The sequence below is a fragment of the Exiguobacterium sp. s26 genome (genome assembly GCF_018618235.1).
Taxonomy (GTDB): domain Bacteria; phylum Bacillota; class Bacilli; order Exiguobacteriales; family Exiguobacteriaceae; genus Exiguobacterium; species Exiguobacterium chiriqhucha.
The window spans coordinates 19,766-38,029 of the sequence record NZ_JACSLS010000002.1; the positions used below are offsets into that span (position 1 = coordinate 19,766).

The 18,264-nt window shown below is 52.9% G+C and carries 19 protein-coding genes; 3 read left to right on the forward strand and 16 right to left on the reverse strand.

Annotated features, from left to right (window positions below):
- Nucleotides 1-49: 49 nt before the first annotated feature.
- A complete protein-coding gene (locus KNP82_RS02535) occupies nucleotides 50-1,585 on the forward strand; it encodes an FAD-dependent monooxygenase (protein ID WP_483299304.1) in 1,536 nt (511 codons plus the stop codon).
- A gap of 35 nt (nucleotides 1,586-1,620) precedes the next feature.
- Here KNP82_RS02535 and KNP82_RS02540 read toward each other — a convergent pair whose 3' ends face one another.
- Nucleotides 1,621-1,869, reverse strand: a complete 249-nt coding sequence (locus tag KNP82_RS02540) for a hypothetical protein (RefSeq protein WP_021067240.1) — start codon at nucleotides 1,867-1,869, stop codon at nucleotides 1,621-1,623.
- Nucleotides 1,870-1,964: 95 nt separating this feature from the next.
- Between KNP82_RS02540 and KNP82_RS02545 the strand changes: the two genes are divergently transcribed.
- Nucleotides 1,965-2,258: a hypothetical protein gene (locus tag KNP82_RS02545; RefSeq protein ID WP_021067239.1), complete on the forward strand. Its 294-nt coding sequence runs from the start codon at nucleotides 1,965-1,967 to the stop codon at nucleotides 2,256-2,258.
- Between the two features lie 118 nt (nucleotides 2,259-2,376).
- Here KNP82_RS02545 and KNP82_RS02550 read toward each other — a convergent pair whose 3' ends face one another.
- The 8 genes from KNP82_RS02550 to recU form a co-directional block, all read right to left on the reverse strand.
- A complete protein-coding gene (locus KNP82_RS02550; protein WP_214713747.1) occupies nucleotides 2,377-2,952 on the reverse strand; it encodes an NERD domain-containing protein in 576 nt (191 codons plus the stop codon).
- Nucleotides 2,953-2,970: 18 nt separating this feature from the next.
- Nucleotides 2,971-3,270, reverse strand: coding sequence for a cell division regulator GpsB (gene gpsB / locus KNP82_RS02555; protein WP_214826938.1), 300 nt, complete (start codon nucleotides 3,268-3,270; stop codon nucleotides 2,971-2,973).
- A 5-nt stretch (nucleotides 3,271-3,275) separates the two neighbouring features.
- Nucleotides 3,276-3,821, reverse strand: coding sequence for an SLOG family protein (locus KNP82_RS02560; RefSeq protein ID WP_021067236.1), 546 nt, complete (start codon nucleotides 3,819-3,821; stop codon nucleotides 3,276-3,278).
- On the reverse strand, nucleotides 3,818-4,975 hold the full coding sequence (locus KNP82_RS02565) for a ribonuclease H-like domain-containing protein (RefSeq protein WP_214826941.1): 1,158 nt from the start codon (nucleotides 4,973-4,975) through the stop codon (nucleotides 3,818-3,820). Before KNP82_RS02565 ends, KNP82_RS02560 begins: the two co-directional genes overlap by 4 nt.
- Nucleotides 4,972-7,221: a DEAD/DEAH box helicase gene (locus KNP82_RS02570; protein ID WP_214826951.1), complete on the reverse strand. Its 2,250-nt coding sequence runs from the start codon at nucleotides 7,219-7,221 to the stop codon at nucleotides 4,972-4,974. The genes KNP82_RS02565 and KNP82_RS02570 overlap by 4 nt, the downstream gene beginning before the upstream one ends.
- 14 nt (nucleotides 7,222-7,235) lie before the next feature.
- Nucleotides 7,236-7,796, reverse strand: coding sequence for a hypothetical protein (locus KNP82_RS02575; RefSeq protein WP_251128618.1), 561 nt, complete (start codon nucleotides 7,794-7,796; stop codon nucleotides 7,236-7,238).
- A gap of 90 nt (nucleotides 7,797-7,886) precedes the next feature.
- Nucleotides 7,887-10,523, reverse strand: a complete 2,637-nt coding sequence (locus KNP82_RS02580) for a transglycosylase domain-containing protein (RefSeq protein WP_214755847.1) — start codon at nucleotides 10,521-10,523, stop codon at nucleotides 7,887-7,889.
- Nucleotides 10,524-10,544: 21 nt separating this feature from the next.
- Entirely contained in the window at nucleotides 10,545-11,141 is a 597-nt protein-coding gene (recU, locus tag KNP82_RS02585) for a Holliday junction resolvase RecU (protein ID WP_029595649.1), read from the reverse strand.
- A 353-nt stretch (nucleotides 11,142-11,494) separates the two neighbouring features.
- Here recU and KNP82_RS02590 point away from each other — a divergent pair, with 353 nt between their 5' ends.
- The gene (locus KNP82_RS02590) at nucleotides 11,495-12,346 is read left to right on the forward strand and encodes a DUF3800 domain-containing protein (RefSeq protein WP_021067230.1); all 852 of its coding nucleotides are present in this window, start codon (nucleotides 11,495-11,497) and stop codon (nucleotides 12,344-12,346) included.
- Between the two features lie 37 nt (nucleotides 12,347-12,383).
- Here KNP82_RS02590 and KNP82_RS02595 read toward each other — a convergent pair whose 3' ends face one another.
- The 7 genes from KNP82_RS02595 to KNP82_RS02625 all read right to left on the reverse strand — a co-directional run bounded on the left by KNP82_RS02595 (nucleotide 12,384) and on the right by KNP82_RS02625 (nucleotide 18,214).
- Complete coding sequence (locus tag KNP82_RS02595; protein ID WP_214799539.1) at nucleotides 12,384-13,610, reverse strand: MFS transporter; 1,227 nt, start codon at nucleotides 13,608-13,610, stop codon at nucleotides 12,384-12,386.
- Nucleotides 13,611-13,715: 105 nt separating this feature from the next.
- On the reverse strand, nucleotides 13,716-14,378 hold the full coding sequence (nth, locus tag KNP82_RS02600) for an endonuclease III (RefSeq protein WP_214826953.1): 663 nt from the start codon (nucleotides 14,376-14,378) through the stop codon (nucleotides 13,716-13,718).
- Nucleotides 14,378-14,965: a DnaD domain-containing protein gene (locus KNP82_RS02605; RefSeq protein WP_021067227.1), complete on the reverse strand. Its 588-nt coding sequence runs from the start codon at nucleotides 14,963-14,965 to the stop codon at nucleotides 14,378-14,380. Before KNP82_RS02605 ends, nth begins: the two co-directional genes overlap by 1 nt.
- Nucleotides 14,966-15,024: 59 nt before the next feature.
- Nucleotides 15,025-16,326, reverse strand: a complete 1,302-nt coding sequence (asnS, locus tag KNP82_RS02610) for an asparagine--tRNA ligase (RefSeq protein WP_021067226.1) — start codon at nucleotides 16,324-16,326, stop codon at nucleotides 15,025-15,027.
- Nucleotides 16,327-16,346: 20 nt separating this feature from the next.
- Entirely contained in the window at nucleotides 16,347-17,534 is a 1,188-nt protein-coding gene (locus KNP82_RS02615; RefSeq protein WP_214755844.1) for a pyridoxal phosphate-dependent aminotransferase, read from the reverse strand.
- A gap of 21 nt (nucleotides 17,535-17,555) precedes the next feature.
- Nucleotides 17,556-17,999 carry a hypothetical protein gene (locus tag KNP82_RS02620; protein WP_236355676.1) on the reverse strand — a complete coding sequence of 148 codons (444 nt, stop codon included), beginning with the start codon at nucleotides 17,997-17,999 and terminating at the stop codon, nucleotides 17,556-17,558.
- Nucleotides 18,000-18,028: 29 nt separating this feature from the next.
- Nucleotides 18,029-18,214 (reverse strand): YpmA family protein, encoded by a 186-nt coding sequence (locus KNP82_RS02625; RefSeq protein WP_021067223.1) that lies wholly within the window; start codon nucleotides 18,212-18,214, stop codon nucleotides 18,029-18,031.
- Between the last annotated feature and the right edge of the window lie 50 nt (nucleotides 18,215-18,264).

Consider the following 18,264-nt stretch of genomic DNA (forward strand, 5'->3'; position numbering starts at 1 on the left):
ACGCATCAAATGTCGGAAATATCATTATTAATGATAGGAGATGGTAGATGTGGTGGACAAACAAGTTGATGTATTGATTGTCGGGGCGGGCCCGACCGGACTCACGCTCGCGCTGACGTTAGCCAGATATGGAATCTCATTTGAAATCATCGATCGCAAGACGACACCGTCGAACAACTCCCGCGCCATCGGGATTCAACCGCGGACGATTGAAGTCTTCTCTCGTCTCGATGTCGCCAAAGAAGTGCTCGACCGGGCGCGGACCATCGAGAAAGGAAATCTATATTTTTCAGGGCAATGGACGGCCAAGCTCGAATTCTCCCGTCTCGTCACGCCCTATCCGTTCGTGACGTTGCTCCGTCAAAACGAGACCGAAGCAATTCTCGAGGCGGCGTTAAACGAGCACGGGCATTACGTCCAGCGTGGCGAAGCGCTCGTGTCACTGACTCATTACCCGTCTCGTGTGCTCGCACATTTGGAGTCAGACTCAAACCGGACAATCGAGGCCAAATATGTCGTGGCGGCCGACGGAGCGAACAGTTCGATTCGACGCATGCTCGCTCTGCCGTTCAGCGGAAAATCGTTCAAGGAATCGTGGGTGCTCGCCGACATGAAAGCCAAATGGAACATCTCGCGTGAAGAGGTGCATATTTTCTTTTCGGACCGCGGTGTATTGGAAGTCTTCCCGCTCACGGACGACACGATTCGCATCACCGGCAATCTCGCGAGCGATGAGTCGTTCAGCGAGGCGGAATTGCGTGAGTTGATCGAACAGCGCAGCCATATGGATGTCGAAATCGACGAGGTCGAATGGTTCTCATTGTTCCGGGTCCATAACCGCATGGTTGACTCATTCATTCACAATCGCGTCATTCTCATGGGTGACGCCGCCCATATCAATTCACCTGTCGGCGGACAAGGGATGAATACCGGCATCGCCGATTCGTTCAACCTCGGCTGGAAGCTGTGGCTTCATTTGAAGGCGGGTGCCCCGTTCCGCGTCGTCGATTCATATCGCGATGAGCGCGAACATGTGGCCCGTAACGTCCTGCAGACGACGAACGTGGCGACCGAAGTGTTGCAGACGACGCTCCCAGTCCTACTGCCGTTCCAAGCGCTAGGCGCCGACGTCTTTACGCGCGTCAATCTCATCAACCAAAAAATCACGGAACGGATTGCCCAGTTACACTTGTCATATCCTGGACATTCCCGCGTCCCGTTCTTACGCGTCACCGAAGGCAAAATTTTCCCGGAGATCGAGATTATCCGGACGGACGACGGGCTCCGCACGAAGATTTCAGAAGTCGCCGACGGCCGCTTCCAAGTGCTCGTGCTCGACGACGATAAACGGGACGCGAGCGCGTTGTATGACTATTTGAACGACCATCAATCGTTCTTCCAAATCATCACGCTGTCGAAGACGAGCCGTCCCTTCTTCGATCAAGGCAACGAGCTCGCGAAATCGCTGTTCATGAAACGCGGCGTCCTCGTCATCCGTCCAGACGGTTATCTGCTCCACAAGCAGCGGCACCTTCGCCCAGAAGCGCTACAAGCGACAATGGCAGCTTGGTTGCCGTCCCCATAACAAAAGCTCCACTCGGATTTGAGTGGAGCTTTTGTTTACGCTTGATTGTAATAAAGCGTCCCTGGTTTCGACAGCGTCAAGTCATAAAACGCCTCGAACGCTTCGATATCTTCCAACTTGCGAAAATCGACTTTGTCCGTCTCTTCATTCGGGATTGCGACGATGATGCCATCATCGGTCTGTTTGATCATCCCGGTCTGTCCGTTATGGATGCGGATGTAGAGCACGTGCTTGTCTTCTAGCAGCGTCACGGCTTCGCGACGCGATTGAATCGTTGTTTTCATAGTCATCCCCCACTTTCTTTTGAGTATACCGGTCCATCGTTGTTGCTTTCAAGCGGTTGCGCCCTTAAAATTAGGTAAAGAAGGGGTTGAACGCTTTGAATTTGGAAACTATTTTAATTATCGTCTTAGGCATCACATTCGTTGTGCTCGTCTCGATCCGCGCCGTCCGCAATTTGCAGTGGGTCCGCTTCGGTGAGGCGTTCGGCAAACAAGGCGAGGCGCTGCTTGACGACTATACGTACTTAACAGAACAAGGCATCACGTGTCGCGTCGAGCACGGTTTGCCGACCGGCCGCCTGTTCCGCCCGCTCGCCAAAAACTTGGACGACCGGGTCGCCTTGTTCGTCCATCGCAAAGACGAACAGAAGGCTCGACAATTATTGAAATAAAAATGGCGCTGAGACTACAGCGCCGTTGTGTCAGGCTGTAGACATTAACATCGTCTGCAGCCTTTGTATTTGTCCGACCGGGCACAATGAAAATGGCGCTGACTCTTCAGCGCCATTTTCATTTATGTACTTGCCGCTCCGAGCAATAGTAGGCGATGTGTTTAATCGTCGCCTCAGACAACAGCTCGAGCTTCGTCTTCGTGATGACATCGTCAATCACATCGAACGTCTCGGCACAGTTCGCTTTGATGCGTTCCACTTTGAGACGTGGTGTCTCCGGGAATATTAAAAATGACGTGACGGGGACAGCTTGTCCGCATTGCCTCTTCAAGACACTCCGGACGTGCTTCGTCATCCGCTCAAGTTCTTCCATCGGATGCGGATAGATGTTTTTCCAACCGAGCGGCGTCTCGAGACGACAATCCCGGTTCGTCATATGGACGGCCGACGTCGTCCGGTTGATGCGGACTAAAAAGACGCCTTTCGGTCCGACCAACACATAATCGAGCACGTCATCACCGAGCTGGACGTGTTCAATCATCATCCAATCAAAGCGACATGTATGACGAATGATCTCGACGATCTCGTCCGTGTACGATTTCGGTGGTGCGATGACTTCTTCTTTCGTGCGGAACAAGCCTTTCGTCTGTCGTTTCTCAGGTTCTTTCTTGACGGCCGTCAATACTTGTAACATCTTCTCCACCTCCTCCCTTTATTCGCTTGGACCGACCTGTTTTCCGAAGACGGCCTTTTCTAAATTCGAGATGCGACGCAACATATCATAGTTCGACGCGACAGGCTGGGCCGGTTTGACCGGTTCTGCTGTTTGTTCGTTCGAACCGCGACGGAGCGACTCGTTCTCTTGGCGCAACCGTTCGATTTCTTTCGTCATCTTCTCGTAATCACGGATGACGACGTCCAAAAACTGGTCGACTTCTTCTTGTGAGTAGCCACGGAGGGCCGTCTTGAATTCTTGTTTATAAATGGCTTCAGCTGTTAGTTCGGTCTGCATGATTTTCACTCCCAATGTTGTTCCCATTGTTTTTCTTCTTCGATTACACGTAACTCTTCCGGCGTAATCAAGAATAACTCCATCTGGTGTTTTCGTTTAGCCCCTTCGACGAGAAAACGAGGGCTTCCCCCCGTCTCTTCGTCATACAGCGTGATTAATCCTGCTGCTTTGTCCAAAAAGAAGGCGGTTTTTGCGCGCAATTGGCTCGGGTCCTCGTACGGACGTTGGGTCAGCGGTTCAAAAAAGTCAGCCTCGAGCTGCAAGCGGATGAACAGTTCTTGTTCAAACGGCTTGTACTTCTCTTCCATCTGTAAAAAAGGTGGAAACACGGCAATTTTGATTGGATAAGATTCTCTTAACTCTAACAATACTTCTCCAGCCCACAATTCACAACCGTTCGTGCCACTAAAGATGAACCATTCGGCCCCAAGCTCGATCGCTTCCATTATTTTTCGCTCGTAAGCTTCTTTGATGATATCGATGCCAGGATGGTCGGCTTTGAAGATGCCGAGCTCATGTGGCCGATATCCTGTGATGGCGACAACTTTCATGACCGCTTCCTTTCTAACCGATTCATCCGGTGACGGAGTGCCCGCATCTCGGTCAAGGCGGTCTGTCGAAGCACCGTCTCTTTCCGTTCCGAGAGCGTCAGCGCCTGCTCGGTGAACGTGATGGCTCGGTTGATGTCTTTTTGATGATGTTCGGCATATTTCGCCAACTCGACGAATGCCTCGACCGTACCGACCTGTTCGAACAGCGGCAACGCCTGCTCCATCTGGCCGGTCCGTTTTAACAGCAGGGCTTGACGCATCAAGGCACGTTTCGTCGGTTGTTCAAGCCGCTCATATTCTTGAAGCGCCGCCTCGGCGTTACCGAGATCGTTCAACCAGTGGGCCCGCTCTTCCCCGAACGGCGTCTCATCGGCTTCGACGAGATGACAGAGCCGTTTATAGAGTGAGACAAGACTCAAACAGTCAGCATGGTGGTGTTCGATGACGGGCTGGATGATATCCGGTTTCCGTTCTTTCACGTATTGAAAATAGTGCATCGGCGCCAAAAAGCCAGGCATATCGTCCGTCCGGGCATGACCGAAGTGGGCCTCGACCGCTTTGAGCGAGACCGATTCAAGTGTCGGTTTCAACAGACGACGTGAGGCATGCAACAAATCGACGTGGCCGACGGCCGGGAGCGCCTTCACTTTCGAACGGACAAACGTATGCCTTGTTTTGATTTGGGGCCAGTCGAACGACTTGCCGTTATACGTCACGAAACGAACCTCGTCGCCGATGTCATTCAAGAAGTGATAGTAGAACGCCGTCTCGAATGCCGGGTGCGGCAACACGTACTGAATCATCTCCAGATGATCGTCTTGGAAGCGCGCGAAGCCGATTAAAAAGATTGAGGTGCCGGAGCCGCGAAGCCCGGTCGTCTCGGTGTCCATGAACAATACCTGTTCAGATGGCACATCGACTTGAAAGAACGGATGGGTCGATGTCGCGAGCGAGGCTTTCGCCTCTCCGAACGTATAGTCATGATACGTCTCATCGAGTGGATAAATCTGTTTCAAGCGGACGCACCACTCTTGTTCGAACGTCAAAATCTCTCCGCCGCGCTCGCGCCACTTCGCCTGTTCAACGTCGTCCGGCGTCACGGTCACCTGTTTCGGTTCATTCGTTTTAATGAGTCGTGATAGTTTTGCTTTCATATCGTTCCTTTCAATGCTTGCAACTGTCTGACGACCTGCTGTTTAAAGTCACCGTAGCCGATCATTCCGACACAGCGCGGACAACCGCTCTCGCACGGACAATCGTCGACCGTTCGAATGGCCGCATCCAAGACCTCATCGGCGTCGCGATAAAGTGCTTCGCTCAGCCCGATGCCGCCCGGATAGCGGTCATATAAATAAACGGTCGGTTTATTCGTATGGGTCGCTTTCATTTGAATCGTCGTGAACAGATCGAGCGTGTCACACATCAAATAGAGCGGGGCTAGGCGTCGCAACAAATCGCTGACCGCCTCGAGCTGGTCTTCCATGTCGGCTTCCGAGTAGGCGAACCGTTCGTCGAGCGTGAACCATGTCGCGGTCGTATGAAGTTCCCGCTCCGGCAAGTGAATCGGTCCGGAACCGATATTCTCATGCGTCCCGAACTTGATTTTCTTGAACAGGGTCGCCATCGCGATGACCGACACTTCCCCGAACGTCTTCACGCCGGTCGTCTTGTTCTCTTCCAACACTTTCAGTTCGACTGCCAAATTGGCGTCCGTATAGTAGTCGACGTCGACGCGTCGGACGTACGCTTTCTTCTCTTCGAAATCGAGACGTTCGACTTGATACTGCTCGGCGCCATGTAAATAGATGGCTTCGTCGTGGAGCAATGTCATCGCGCTGAACGTATCCATCTCACCGATGACTTGGTTCTTCGCGGTTTGATCGACGATGACGACGTTCTCTTGGTCACTCGTCCGAAGCGAGATGTCATGGGCCGGGAACGCATCGGTCATCCAATAATATTTATCGGCCCGTTCGTGCAAAATGTGGGCGTCCGTCAAGAAATCGAGAATCTCTTCCGTCTCGACTGTGCCGAACCGCTCCCCTTTCTGGAAAGGCAGTTCGAAGGCGGCACATTTCATATGGTCGACGAGGATGATTAAATTGTTCGGGTCGAGACGAGCCGCTTCCGGAGACCGGTCTAAAATCAAATCGGGTTGTTCGACGACGAGTTGGTCGAGCGATGACGATGAGGCGACGAAGATGACGAGCGCCTCGGAATGACGGCGTCCGGCCCGGCCGGCTTGTTGCCACATCGAGGCGACCGTTCCCGGATAGCCGTTCAACACACACGCTTGCAATTGACCGATATCGACGCCGAGTTCAAGCGCATTCGTCGAGACGACGGCCTTAATCTCCCCGTTACGGAGCCGGCGCTCGATTTCGCGACGCTCCGACGGCAAGTAACCGCCTCGGTACCCGACAATCGACTTTGGACCGAGCTCGCGCCGCGTCAATTCTTGTAAATACGTCAACAACACTTCGACCCTGACGCGTGAGCGGGCGAAAACGATCGTCTGGATGTCCGCCTCGACGAGTTTGGAGGCGATGCGCTTCGTCTCGAGCGTCGCGCTCCGGCGAATGCCGAGCGCTTCATTGACGACGGGCGGGTTATAGAAAATCAAATGCTTCTTGCCTTGTGGCGCCCCGTTATTGTCGACGAGGACGACGTCTTCTTCCGTCAACAGTTCAGCCAGCTCGACCGGGTTGGCAATCGTCGCCGACGTCATAATCCATTTCGGATGACTCCCGTAATAGGCGCAAATCCGTTTCAGGCGGCGGAAGACGTTGGCGACATGGCTACCGAACACGCCGCGATACGTATGAAGCTCATCGACGACGATATACTCCAAATTCTCGAACAAGCGAATCCATTTCGTATGATGCGGCAAGATGCCGGAATGCAGCATATCTGGATTCGTGATGACGATATTGCCGGCGTCCCGTACTTTCGTTCGGGCTGCCGGTGCTGTGTCGCCATCATAGGTGAAGCAACGCAAGTCGCCCTCGAGCGCTTCGACCATCTCCATCAAATCGCTGTTTTGGTCTTGCGCGAGCGCCTTCGTCGGATACAAATAGAGCGCCCGAGCGTTCGGTTGTTCAATCATTTTCGACAGGACGGGTAGATTGTAACAGAGCGTCTTCCCGGATGCGGTCGGTGTGACGATGACCGTCGAGTTCCCACGCGACGTCTGCTCGATTGCTTCGGCTTGATGGGTGTACAGTTGTTCAATTCCCCGGCCATGCAGCACCCGGACGAGATCTGGCGGCACACTCGACGGAATCGGTGCGTAGCGGGCCGGTTTCGCCTCGACTGTATGCCAATGTGTCACGTTTTGAGAAAAGCCCGGGTCGGTCTTGAGCATATGGATCATTTCTTCCACGGAACGTTTTTTCCGCATGAGGTTCACCTTCTTTACGATTTCGAAGGTGCTAGTCGCTCCACGATTGCTTTCACTTCGCCGATCCGTTCATCGCGTACGAGCCGATGGACAGCAGGTAAACGCAGCACATCCATTTCTTTGAAGGCGTCGGCAACATGTCCATTCTCTTCTTCGAGTCGAATGATCGCATCGTCATACAACCGTTGCGTCGACCGTCCGAACAAGACGATGGTATGTAGCTTCGTGCATTTCGAATGAACGGCTTGCAAGTGTTTCGTGTAACGCTGCACCGCTTTATGATAATCTTCATGCGTCGAGAGCGCTTGACGCTTGCCCCGCAGAAGTTCTGGATAGAATGTTTCGTCGCCGAGGAACATCGTCTCGACGCCGATTCGTTTCAAATAAGGATGGCCACTGGCCTCGGCCACAGCTTGATCATCAATCAAACGTCCGAACGGAATCGACTCCTCGACGAGCAATCGGCTCATTTTCAAGCCGTTGATACCGTGTAACGGAATACCTAAATCATCGTCTTGCAGTCGGTCGATCACAAACAACACTTTCATCTTGCGTTTCAGTGAGAGTTGTACCATGTGTCACCATCCTATTCGCTTTCTTTTCATTATAGCAAACGAAACAGAAAAACAGGGCGCTGATGTCGCCCTGTTTGCTGTGAGTCGGTTTTAGTCACGACCACCGTTGCCATTCCCGTTGCCGTTACCCTGGCTATTCGAGTCTGTCGATTGACGGCTGACGTCTCCATTCGTATCCGCTTCCCCATCAGTCTCATCGGCTGGTGGTTCTTCTTCGGTCGGTGGTTCCGTATTCTCGTCTTCGGTGTTCGTGTCGTTGCCGTTATTCTCATTGTTTTCGCTGTTTTCATTATTCTCGTTATTGCCGTTGTTCTCAGTATTTTCGCCATCGGTCGGTTCGCCTTCCTCTTCAGGCGGCGTCTCTTCCGTGGCTGGTTCTTCTTCCTCTTCGGCCGGAGGCTCTTCGCCTCGTTCGACCGTATAAGACGTTTGGAGCGGGCTCGATTGTTGATCGCCGACGAGCGCATTCGTCGCGTTGGCGACAATCGTGAACGTAGTCTGCCCTTCCGCCAGACCGGCGATAGCGATGCTCGTGTCTTCGGTCGTCCCGACGACACGTTCGCTACCGTCGGGACGTGTCTCCGTCACGGTGAACGAAAGACCTTGATAGCCAGCGGCTTGTACACCTTGCGTGTCATACGACCACGAGAGTGTGCCTGTCTCACCTGGCACATCGTAGTCAATCGATGCGCCGGTCGGAGCGGCCAGTTTATCCGGCTGTAAATCTTTCGGTTTCGTCCCTTTGACGTACAGTTCGTTGCCGAGCGAGAGCACCGATTCCGGTTGCTGGAAGCGGTCCGGTTGTCCCGTCGCGTTCGTCACTTCTTGCATCATGTACTCGAAGTAGTACTGGGCGTAGTTCGGTTTAAACTCCGAGACTGGTACATCATTTGAACGTCCCGACCATACCGAAATCGAGTAGTCGGTCGTATAGCCCGTAAACCATTTATCCTTTTCGTCACCGTTTTTATCGTTCGTCGTGCCTGTTTTCCCAGCGACGTCATATGGGAAAGCGCCTGGCTCATACGTCCCGTTCGAACCGCTGACGACGTCACGGAGCATGTCTGTCAACATATACGCCGTATAGTCTTCCATCGCCTGCTTCGCTTTGATCGGCGAGTTGATGGTTGAGCCGTCATTGAACTCGATTTTTTGAATCAAGTGCGGTTTCGTATACATTCCGTTCGTGCCGAGCGCGGCATAGGCGGCTGCCATTTGCGTCGTGCTTGCTTCCGCCGTCCCGAGCGCGTTCGAGGCGTTCATCTCGTCGCCTGACATCGACGGCTCGATGCCGACGTTCTCGACGAACGATTGAATCGCTTCTTGACCGAACTCATCACGCACTTCATAGAAGGCACGGACGGCCGGGGTGTTACCGGAAATCGTCAAGTAGTAGCGCATCGTGTTGGCACCGCGGTAATCCAAGTAATAGTTTTTCGGGTTAAACTCATCTTCAGGAAACGGTTTATCCATCAAAATTTTCCCAGTCGACCACTGTGCGTTCTCAATCCCTGGACCGTAATCGAAGAACGGCTTCGCCGTGGAACCGATTTGGCGTTTCTCGCGCGAATAGTCGCGATAGTTCTTATCGCCTTGTTTCGCTTGTTCGCTGTCAATGACGGCGACGATTTCACCCGTCTTCGTATTCAGCACGGTCGCACCCATACGAAGATCTTCTGGGAACTCACTTGTTGGAAGGTTGACGTTATCGTTCTTAATGTCGCTATTGAACTTCGTGTGCAAGTCTTTATTGATTGACGTATATACTTTCAAGCCCGTCCCGTAAATATCGGCCTGCTCGAGACCGTAGTCTTCCTCGAGCTCGGCTTGGACGCGGGCGTAAATCGAACGTGTATACGACTCTTCTTCTGACTGGGCACCTGGTGAGATGATGTCCGCAATCTCGACGTTGAGCGCCTCGTTGTACTGTTCTTCCGTGATGTGACCGTCACGCTTCATCGAAGAGAGCACTTGCTCTTGACGGTAACGCGTGAGTTCTTGGTCACCACTGATCGGATCATAGGCGCTCGGACGTTGCGGGAGACCGGCCAAGATGGCCGCCTCTTGATAGTTCACTTCCGAGACCGGCTTATTGAAGTATGTCTTCGAAGCCGCTTGGACACCCCATGCCCCTGAACCGTAATAGTTTTTGTTCAAGTACATCTCTAAAATCTGTTCTTTCGTGTACTCGCGCTCAAGTTTGATGGCGAGCCACTGCTCTTGCAGTTTCCGTTTCAACTTTTTATCCGTTGATAAGAACGACTGCTTGACGAGCTGTTGCGTGATCGTCGAACCACCTTCGGCCCCGAAGCCGTCGGTCACGTTCGCGAGCACGGCGCCGCCGATGCGACGCAAGTCGACCCCGTTATGTTCATAGAAACGACGGTCCTCAATCGAGATGACCGCTTGTTGCATCACTTCCGAGATATCGTCAATTGAGACGTACTCGCGAATCTGTCCGTTTTCTTCGAGCGGTTCACCTTCAGCCGATAACAGCTGAATCGGGTACGTATCGACCAATTTCTCTTCATCGAGCGGTGGTGCTGTCGCGATCGCATACGCGGTGTATGCGCCGCCGGCGATGACGCCGATGATGAATAAAATCCCTAAAATCGTTATTATGCGCCGAAACTTCGACTTCTTCGCTTTTGGTTTCGGCTTTTTGGCCGCTGGTTTACGTTTATTGCTCGTCGTGTCTTGTCGACGTGCCATCCGACTTCGTTCCATTCACGCTTCACTCCTTCTATTTCAATCGAGCCATGCTTCAATCGCCGTCAAATAATCGATGGCCGGCATCGCCCGGGTTGGAACTTCAATTGCTTCTTGCTCGATATAGGAGAGCGGAATCGACTTGCGTCCTGATTCGCGCTGTTCCCACCAGACTAATAATTGCTCCGTTGATAACACATATTGCGTATTATAGCGGCTAAACCGAATGATGACAAAACAAATCCCTCCATGCCGCTCACACTCGCGCATGTGATGGATTTGGTGGTCGTGGAAGTTTCCGAGCGGAAACGACGTTTTATTGTTCGTCTCTTTCGCCTCGAAATCGATATACTTGCCGCGATACACCCCATTATAATCGGTCGTCGATGCTTGCTTGAAATACGCCTCGGTCACTTTCGCCGCGCTCCGTTTCGGATAATCGACTTTCACGATTTGCAGCGGCGTCGGTTTCTTATGGATGACCGCCCGGCTGTGGAGCCGATAAAACTCGTTCGTGTCGTTCAGTAGCGTCTCGAGGTTCATGCCTCGGTTCGCATACGTCTGCGGATTCGATCGGGCCGGCCCAGCCGAAGGTTGCGGCTTTTTTCCGTTTGGATAATGGAACAATGTCGTCACCCCTAATATCTAGTTTAACAGGTTCGCCCAGCCGTTCCTTCCGTCTGAAGTCTGATTGTCGAGTTCTGTCGCTCGACTCCTGTGTGGATTTTCCGCAATCCATATCGTACCAAACTCCCGTATGTTAAACTAGTATGTAGTGCATTGTGTAGTCAAATTGACACGACCTTGTTACGGAGAAGCTATTTATTTTTCTGAAATAAGTCTTCTACTTATTAGCCATAATCAGGGCGGATTAAACGCAGATTGACGGAAGTTTCTAAAAAGTGTGCAATAAATAGTGTAAACCAAGGTTGATAAACAATTAGCAGGCCCGCTTTTATAAGCAGTAGAGCCATGGTTGGAGGAGTAAGATGGAAACACAAAAGAAGTATGTCATGTTCGTCGATGAGACGGGAACGCCAAAGGGGAACACGCAATTCAATCTGACCGGCGTATTGATGGAATATAAATATGCGATTGATGCCGACGAGGCCGGCATGCCTTGCGAATTGAAACGTCGGTTACACGCCTTCAAACGTGACGTGTTCAAGACAGAAAATATCCCGCTCCATTTAAAAGAGATTTTAAAAGCCGAGCATCCGTACGGGAAAGAAGACGGCATCACGATCGATATGCTTCGTGATTTCTGGAACAAGTTGCCTGATTTCTTGCGCGATATCGACTGTACGATCGTCAGCGTCGAGGTCGATAAACAAAAGCTCCATGACTTCTACTCGACACCGAAAGACCCGTACGTCGTCGCATTCGCTCATTTGATGAAGTCGTTCTATGCGTTTTTGGAAGAGACGGAAGCCGTCAGCGCCCGCGTCGTCTTGGAGTCACGGGATGACTATCAGAACTTGCTCATCCAAAAAGCGTTCTTCGATATCTTCAATTCGGGGACGGTCCATCTCGACGTCGAGAAGAGCCGTCAAAAAATCAAAGGCTTCATCTTTTCAGAGAAGCAGAACACGGTGTATCAGTCAGGTCTCGAAATCGCTGACCTCGTCTGCCTCCCGCTCTCGCGCGTGCGTCGCGGCGTCATCGAAGTAAAACCACGGTTCGTCCATTATGGGGATGAGAACCGCATCTTCAAAGCCATCAAGGACAAGATTTACATTCGTAAAGAAAGTCCTGACCAAGATTTCCGCAACTGGGGATTCAAAAAAGTACCGATTACGAAAAAGCGCCGCGAATGGAGCGACCATCCGTGGAATCACTAAAAACTGCCTTGCCGATCATCATTCGGCAAGGCAGTTTTTATGTTCGGCGCAAGCCCGGGAGCGTCTCCCGCAAACGAATGAGCGCGTTGAGGCCGGCCAAAAACGGGATCACGGCCACCAATCCGATTGCCCAGCCGATGGACAAGACATCGGTCAACAGCCCGGCAAATATAGCCCCGAACGCATAGCCACTGTCGCGCCAAAAACGATAGACGCCCATCGCCGAGGCGCGCCACGAATGTTCGGCGACGTCACTGATTGAGGCTTGGAGCGTCGGATAGACCATCGCCGTCCCGATGCCAAGCATGACCGCTGCGAACACCCATTGCCAATAGTCGGTCATGACGAGAATCGCCCATAGCGAGCCGGCCTGAACCCACATCCCTGCGACAATCAACCCTTTTCGTCCGATGCGGTCGCTCCACACACCGGTGAACAGTTGAAAGAAGCCCCATGCCGCGGGGTAAAGCGCCACGATCAGCCCGATCTCCGCGAGACTCAGCCCTTGGGCGGCAAAATAAATCGGGAACAAGCCCCATGCCATGCCGTCCTTCAAATTGGTCGACAGACCGGCTACCGTCAGGCTTGAGAGCGAACGATCTCTCCATGTCGTCGCCAGGAATACCTGTTTCGGCGAACGTGTCTTTTCAGGTTGACCTATAGACTGAAGCTGTAATTGTTTCGTCGTATCGCGGACGAACAACGATAACGTGAGACCGATCAAGGCGACGACTACACCGATGTAGAACGGTTCCGGCCGACTGCCGTATGTGACGGCAACCATCCCGGACACCGCCGCCATCACGGCGACGCCAATATAACCCGCGAACTCATTCAGTCCGACCGCCAGTCCCCGCTCCGTCGGTTTGGCCAAATCAATTTTCATATTGACCGTCATCGACCACGTCAGCCCTTGGTTGACCCCAAGCAAGACGTTCGCCACGATAATCACCCACCATGCCGATGCTGATATGACGAGCACGGGAACGAGGAGCCCGATTGCCCAACCGAAGATGAGCACTTTTTTGCGACCGTATCGGTCGGCGATGGCTCCTGCGAAGTAATTGACGACCGCCTTCGAGAATCCGAAACTGATGATAAACGAGAGTGCCGCACTGGTCGAGATGAGAGCAAAATCCTCTTCTCCGATAATAGGCAAGATTGTCCGCTCAAGCCCTACCATCGATCCGACAAAGAAGTTTGTCACGACGAGCAGTATAAAATTGAATCGATTTTCTCGGACGCCGATACGTGGTTGATTCATATACATCCTCCTTGCCAACTGGTTGCTGGATTGAGTATATCAAAAAATACCCCCGTACGTATAAGAAGCGTCTTCCCGATTTCGTGATCAGGAAGACGCTTCCGTTCATTGTCCGGTCGCTTGCTTGGACTTCATTCGTTTCTTCCCTTCGCGGCACATATCGAGCAGCGGACATGTCTCGCAAGCAGGACGTTGCGCTTTGCAGTGATAGCGGCCGAAGAAGATGAACTGGTGATGGAGCTGTGACCATTCTTCGCGCGGGAACTTCTTCATGAGCGTGTCCTCGACTTGACGGACGTTATCTTTCCAACGACAGATGCCGAGACGTTTCGAGACGCGCTCGACGTGCGTGTCGACGGCGAATGCCGGTTCGTGAAACGCGACGGACAAGACGACGTTCGCCGTCTTCCGTCCGACGCCAGGCAACGCCTCGAGAGATTCGCGATCCGACGGGACGATCCCGTCGTGACGTTTCACGATTTGCATCGAGAGCGCCTTCACGTTTTTCGCCTTGTTCCGATAGAGACCGATGCGCTTGATTAACGCCTCGATGTCGGCGACGTCAGCCGCAGCCATCGATTCGACGGTCGGATAGGTCTCGAACAGACCAGGCGTCACTTTGTTGACGAGTGCATCGGTCGCCTGCGCCGATAACGCCACGGCCACGACAAGCTCGAACGGATTACGGTGCGTCAACTCACAGTGGGCGTCCGGAAACATGCGACGCATCGTGTCAGACACTTCGGTCAATTGGGCTCTCGTCAACATCACTTTTTCCTCCGTTGATAATCGACGAGGTCCTCGAGTGACTCGACGTTGTGGTCTTGCCACACTCTGAGAATCTTGTCCATATATTTAAAGTTGCGTACGTTGCGAAGCTTTGCTTCCCGAAGCGCGGCCATAATCAGCTCTTCACTGAAGCCGTCCTCGGTCAACCAACCGACAATCTGTTCGATCTCGAACGGGGTAATCGTCCCGAACTCGCGCTCAAACGTATGAATGATGTTCTCATTTAAAGAATGAGCCGACTTTTCAGGTGTCGCCCCTTCTTCGAGTGCAAGGAACAACGGGAGCAGACTGTATCGTTCAACCTCGGTCGACGCATCGATGGCGATCAACTCTTTTTGGAGCAAGCCGAGCAAGACGGAACGAGCCTCGCTCTCGGCCACGTTCATCCGGTCTCCGAGTTCGCTCGGAAGCGGCATCTCAATGCCTTCCCCCGTCATCTCAAGCAAGTGGATGACGAGATTGAACTCGACCGGACTCAAGTTGAGGCGACGCGCCTCCGTGAACAATTTTCTCGGAACGACGACTGGATTTTGTTCGAACAGCTTGATTAGATTATGTGCATCCATGTCGCACATCCTTTCTAGACAAATCAATCGGGGAAGACGAAGTCATCCCCGATTGGCGATTATGGGTGAATGCGGTTCAAGAGGCGTGGGAACGGAATCGCTTCGCGGATATGCTCGATTCCGCTAATCCAGGCGACCGTACGCTCAAGGCCAAGACCGAAGCCAGAGTGCGGGACCGATCCGTATTTGCGGAGTTCGAGGTACCAGTCGTACGCGTCCGTCTCATCGAGACCTTCTTTGATGATTTCTTCTTTCAACCGGTCGTAATCGTCTTCACGTTGCGAACCGCCGATAATCTCGCCGTAGCCTTCCGGTGCGATCAAGTCGGCACAGAGGACGAGTTCCGGGTTTTCCGGATCGACTTTCATATAGAACGGCTTGATGTCTTTCGGCCAATGTGTGATGAACACCGGGAGGTCATGCGCGTTGGCGATGGCCGTCTCGTGCGGGGCACCGAAATCGTCGCCGTACTCGATGTCGTCGAAGCCTTCGTCTTTCAAGAACTTGATCGCATCGGTGTAACGGACACGCGGGAACGGTGCTTGGACTTTCTCAAGTTTCGACAAGTCGCGTCCGAGCAGTTCCAATTCGTTGCGGCAGTTCTCGAGCGCCGATTTGGCGATATACGAGACGTAGCGCTCTTGGAGCTCGAGGCTCATGTCGTGGTCGAAGAATGCCATCTCCGGCTCGATCATCCAGAACTCGATCAAGTGGCGGCGCGTCTTCGATTTCTCGGCGCGGAACGTCGGTCCGAACGAGAATACTTTGCCAAGTGCCATCGCGGCAGCTTCCATGTATAGCTGGCCCGTTTGTGACAAGTAGGCCGGTTGTCCGAAGTAATCTGTCTCGAACAACTCAGTCGTGCCTTCCGGTGCACTCGACGTGATGATTGGTGGATCGATTTTCACGAAACCTTCTTGGTTGTAGAACTCATACGTCGCCCGAATCAATTCGTTACGAACTTTCATGATCGCGTGCTGGCGACGCGAACGGAGCCAAAGGTGACGGTTGTCCATCAAGAACTCGGTGCCGTGCTCTTTCGGTGTGATCGGATAATCGACCGATTCCGCGATCACTTCCATCGCCGTCACTTCGAGCTCGAAGCCGAGCGGCGTGCGTCCGCCGTCCGATTTGACCGTACCCGTGACCCAGACCGAAGTTTCTTGCGTCACGCCTTTAGCGAGCGCGAACAACTCTTCGGCTACATCGGCTTTGACGACGACGGCTTGAGCGAAACCGCTCCCGTCACGAAGTTGAAGGAAAGCGATCTTTCCACTCGAACGTTTGTTGGCGATCCAGGCTCCGACGCGGACCGTCTGGCCTTCGTAATCTTTAAATTGGCTGATTGAAATTGTTGTCATATCCATATCCATCCTTTCGCTTATCGAGCGTTACGTGTAATGAAGTCTTCTACTCGATCGAGCGCTTCTAATACCCGTTTCAATTCTGTTGCATAAGACAAGCGGACGTAGTCGTCCTGTCCGAAACCTGAGCCTGGGACGAGGGCAACGAACGCTTCGCCGAGCACGGCCTCACACCATGCGTCGACCGAGTCGTACCCGCTCATCGATGCCGCCTCTTTGGCGTTGGCATATAAGTAAAATGCGCCTTGCGGCTTCAAGCATGTGATGCCTGGGATGGCAATCAAACGCTCATAAACGATCTCGAGTCGTTCCGCGAATGAGACACGCATCATCTCGACGTCGTCTTGTGGCCCGTTATACGCTTCGACCGCCGCCGCTTGAGCGATTGACGTCGGGTTCGATGTCGAGTGCGATGCGAGGTTCGTCATCGCCTCGATAATCGTCTTATCGCCGACCGCATAACCGATGCGCCATCCGGTCATCGCGTGTGACTTCGAGACGCCGTTGATGATGACCGTCCGCTCCAACATCCCTGGAAGCGTCGCGATCGAGACGAACTCCGCATCGCCGTAGACGAGTTTCTCATAAATCTCGTCACTGACGACGAGCAAGTCGTGTCGTTTGATGACGTCCGCGAGTGCCGACAGCTCGGCCTCGGTATAAATCATACCGGTCGGGTTCGACGGACTGTTCAAGATGACCGCTTTCGTCCGATCCGTGATGGCCGCCTCGAGCAACTCTGGCGTCAATTTGAACATCGTCGACTCGTTCGTATCGACGTAGACCGGGACACCGTCCGCGAGCTTCACTTGCTCCGGATAGCTGACCCAGTACGGTACCGGGATGATGACCTCGTCGCCTTCATCTAAAATCGCTTGGAACAATGTATAGAGGGCATGCTTCGCACCTGAGGCGACCATGACCTCCGCACGCGTGAACGTCAAGTTGCTGTCGCGCTTCGTCTTCTCGATGATCGCGTCTTTCAATTCGACCGTCCCGCCTGATGGCGTATACTTCGTGTCACCATCGCGCGCGGCCTGACAGGCTGCCTCGATGATACGTTCCGGCGTATTGAAATCCGGTTCCCCGGCGCCGAGGCCGATGACGTCTTGTCCCGAAGCCTTTAACGCTTTCGCTTTCGCTGTGATGGCGAGTGTCGTTGAAGGTGTCAACTGCTTTACACGTTGTGCCAATAGATGTTCCACAAAAACTCCCCCTTGGTTTCGTTACGAGTCCGTCAATTGGACCCGTCGAATAAATTCGCCCGCTTGGAGCGTATAATACGAATACGTATACGATGCGCCTGATTTCGTCACGACCTCAATCAAGGCCCGTTCGTCAAACCCGTATTTACAGCTGACGAGTGACCCGCCCGTTTCTGTGACCGATTCGGCACAGACTTGATCGAGGTCGACCGACGCGATGTCACGCGTCACAATCGGCAACTTGTCATCGACTGGCACGAACTGGACTTGATCCGTCTCCTCGAAGACGACGTACGGTTCCGTCCCGTTATACAGCTCGGCCCGTTCGATGTTGACGGACGGTTGCTCGGTCTCGAGACGCTCGCGTGCCGCCTCGATCATCTTGTCTTTCGTGCGCTCGGTATGACCGACCGTGAACCAATAGATGCCACTAAATACGATGACGACACCGATGAGTGCCGTCATGAACGCAACCACTACTTTGGTCTTCCGTGTCATTCCGTCCGATAGATGGTGAACACCATCTCTTCTTTCTTCGGATCATTCACTTTTTTCTCTAAAGCAAGACCGAACATTAAATCTTGGCCCTTCAACGTGCGGTTCAACAAGTCGACAATTTTGTATACATCTGCCGTCGGCTCGATTCGAACCGTCGCCAACGTCTCGATATTCGAATTCATGATTACTCCTCCTTCAAAAAACACTATACCCATTATTATAAAACGATAAT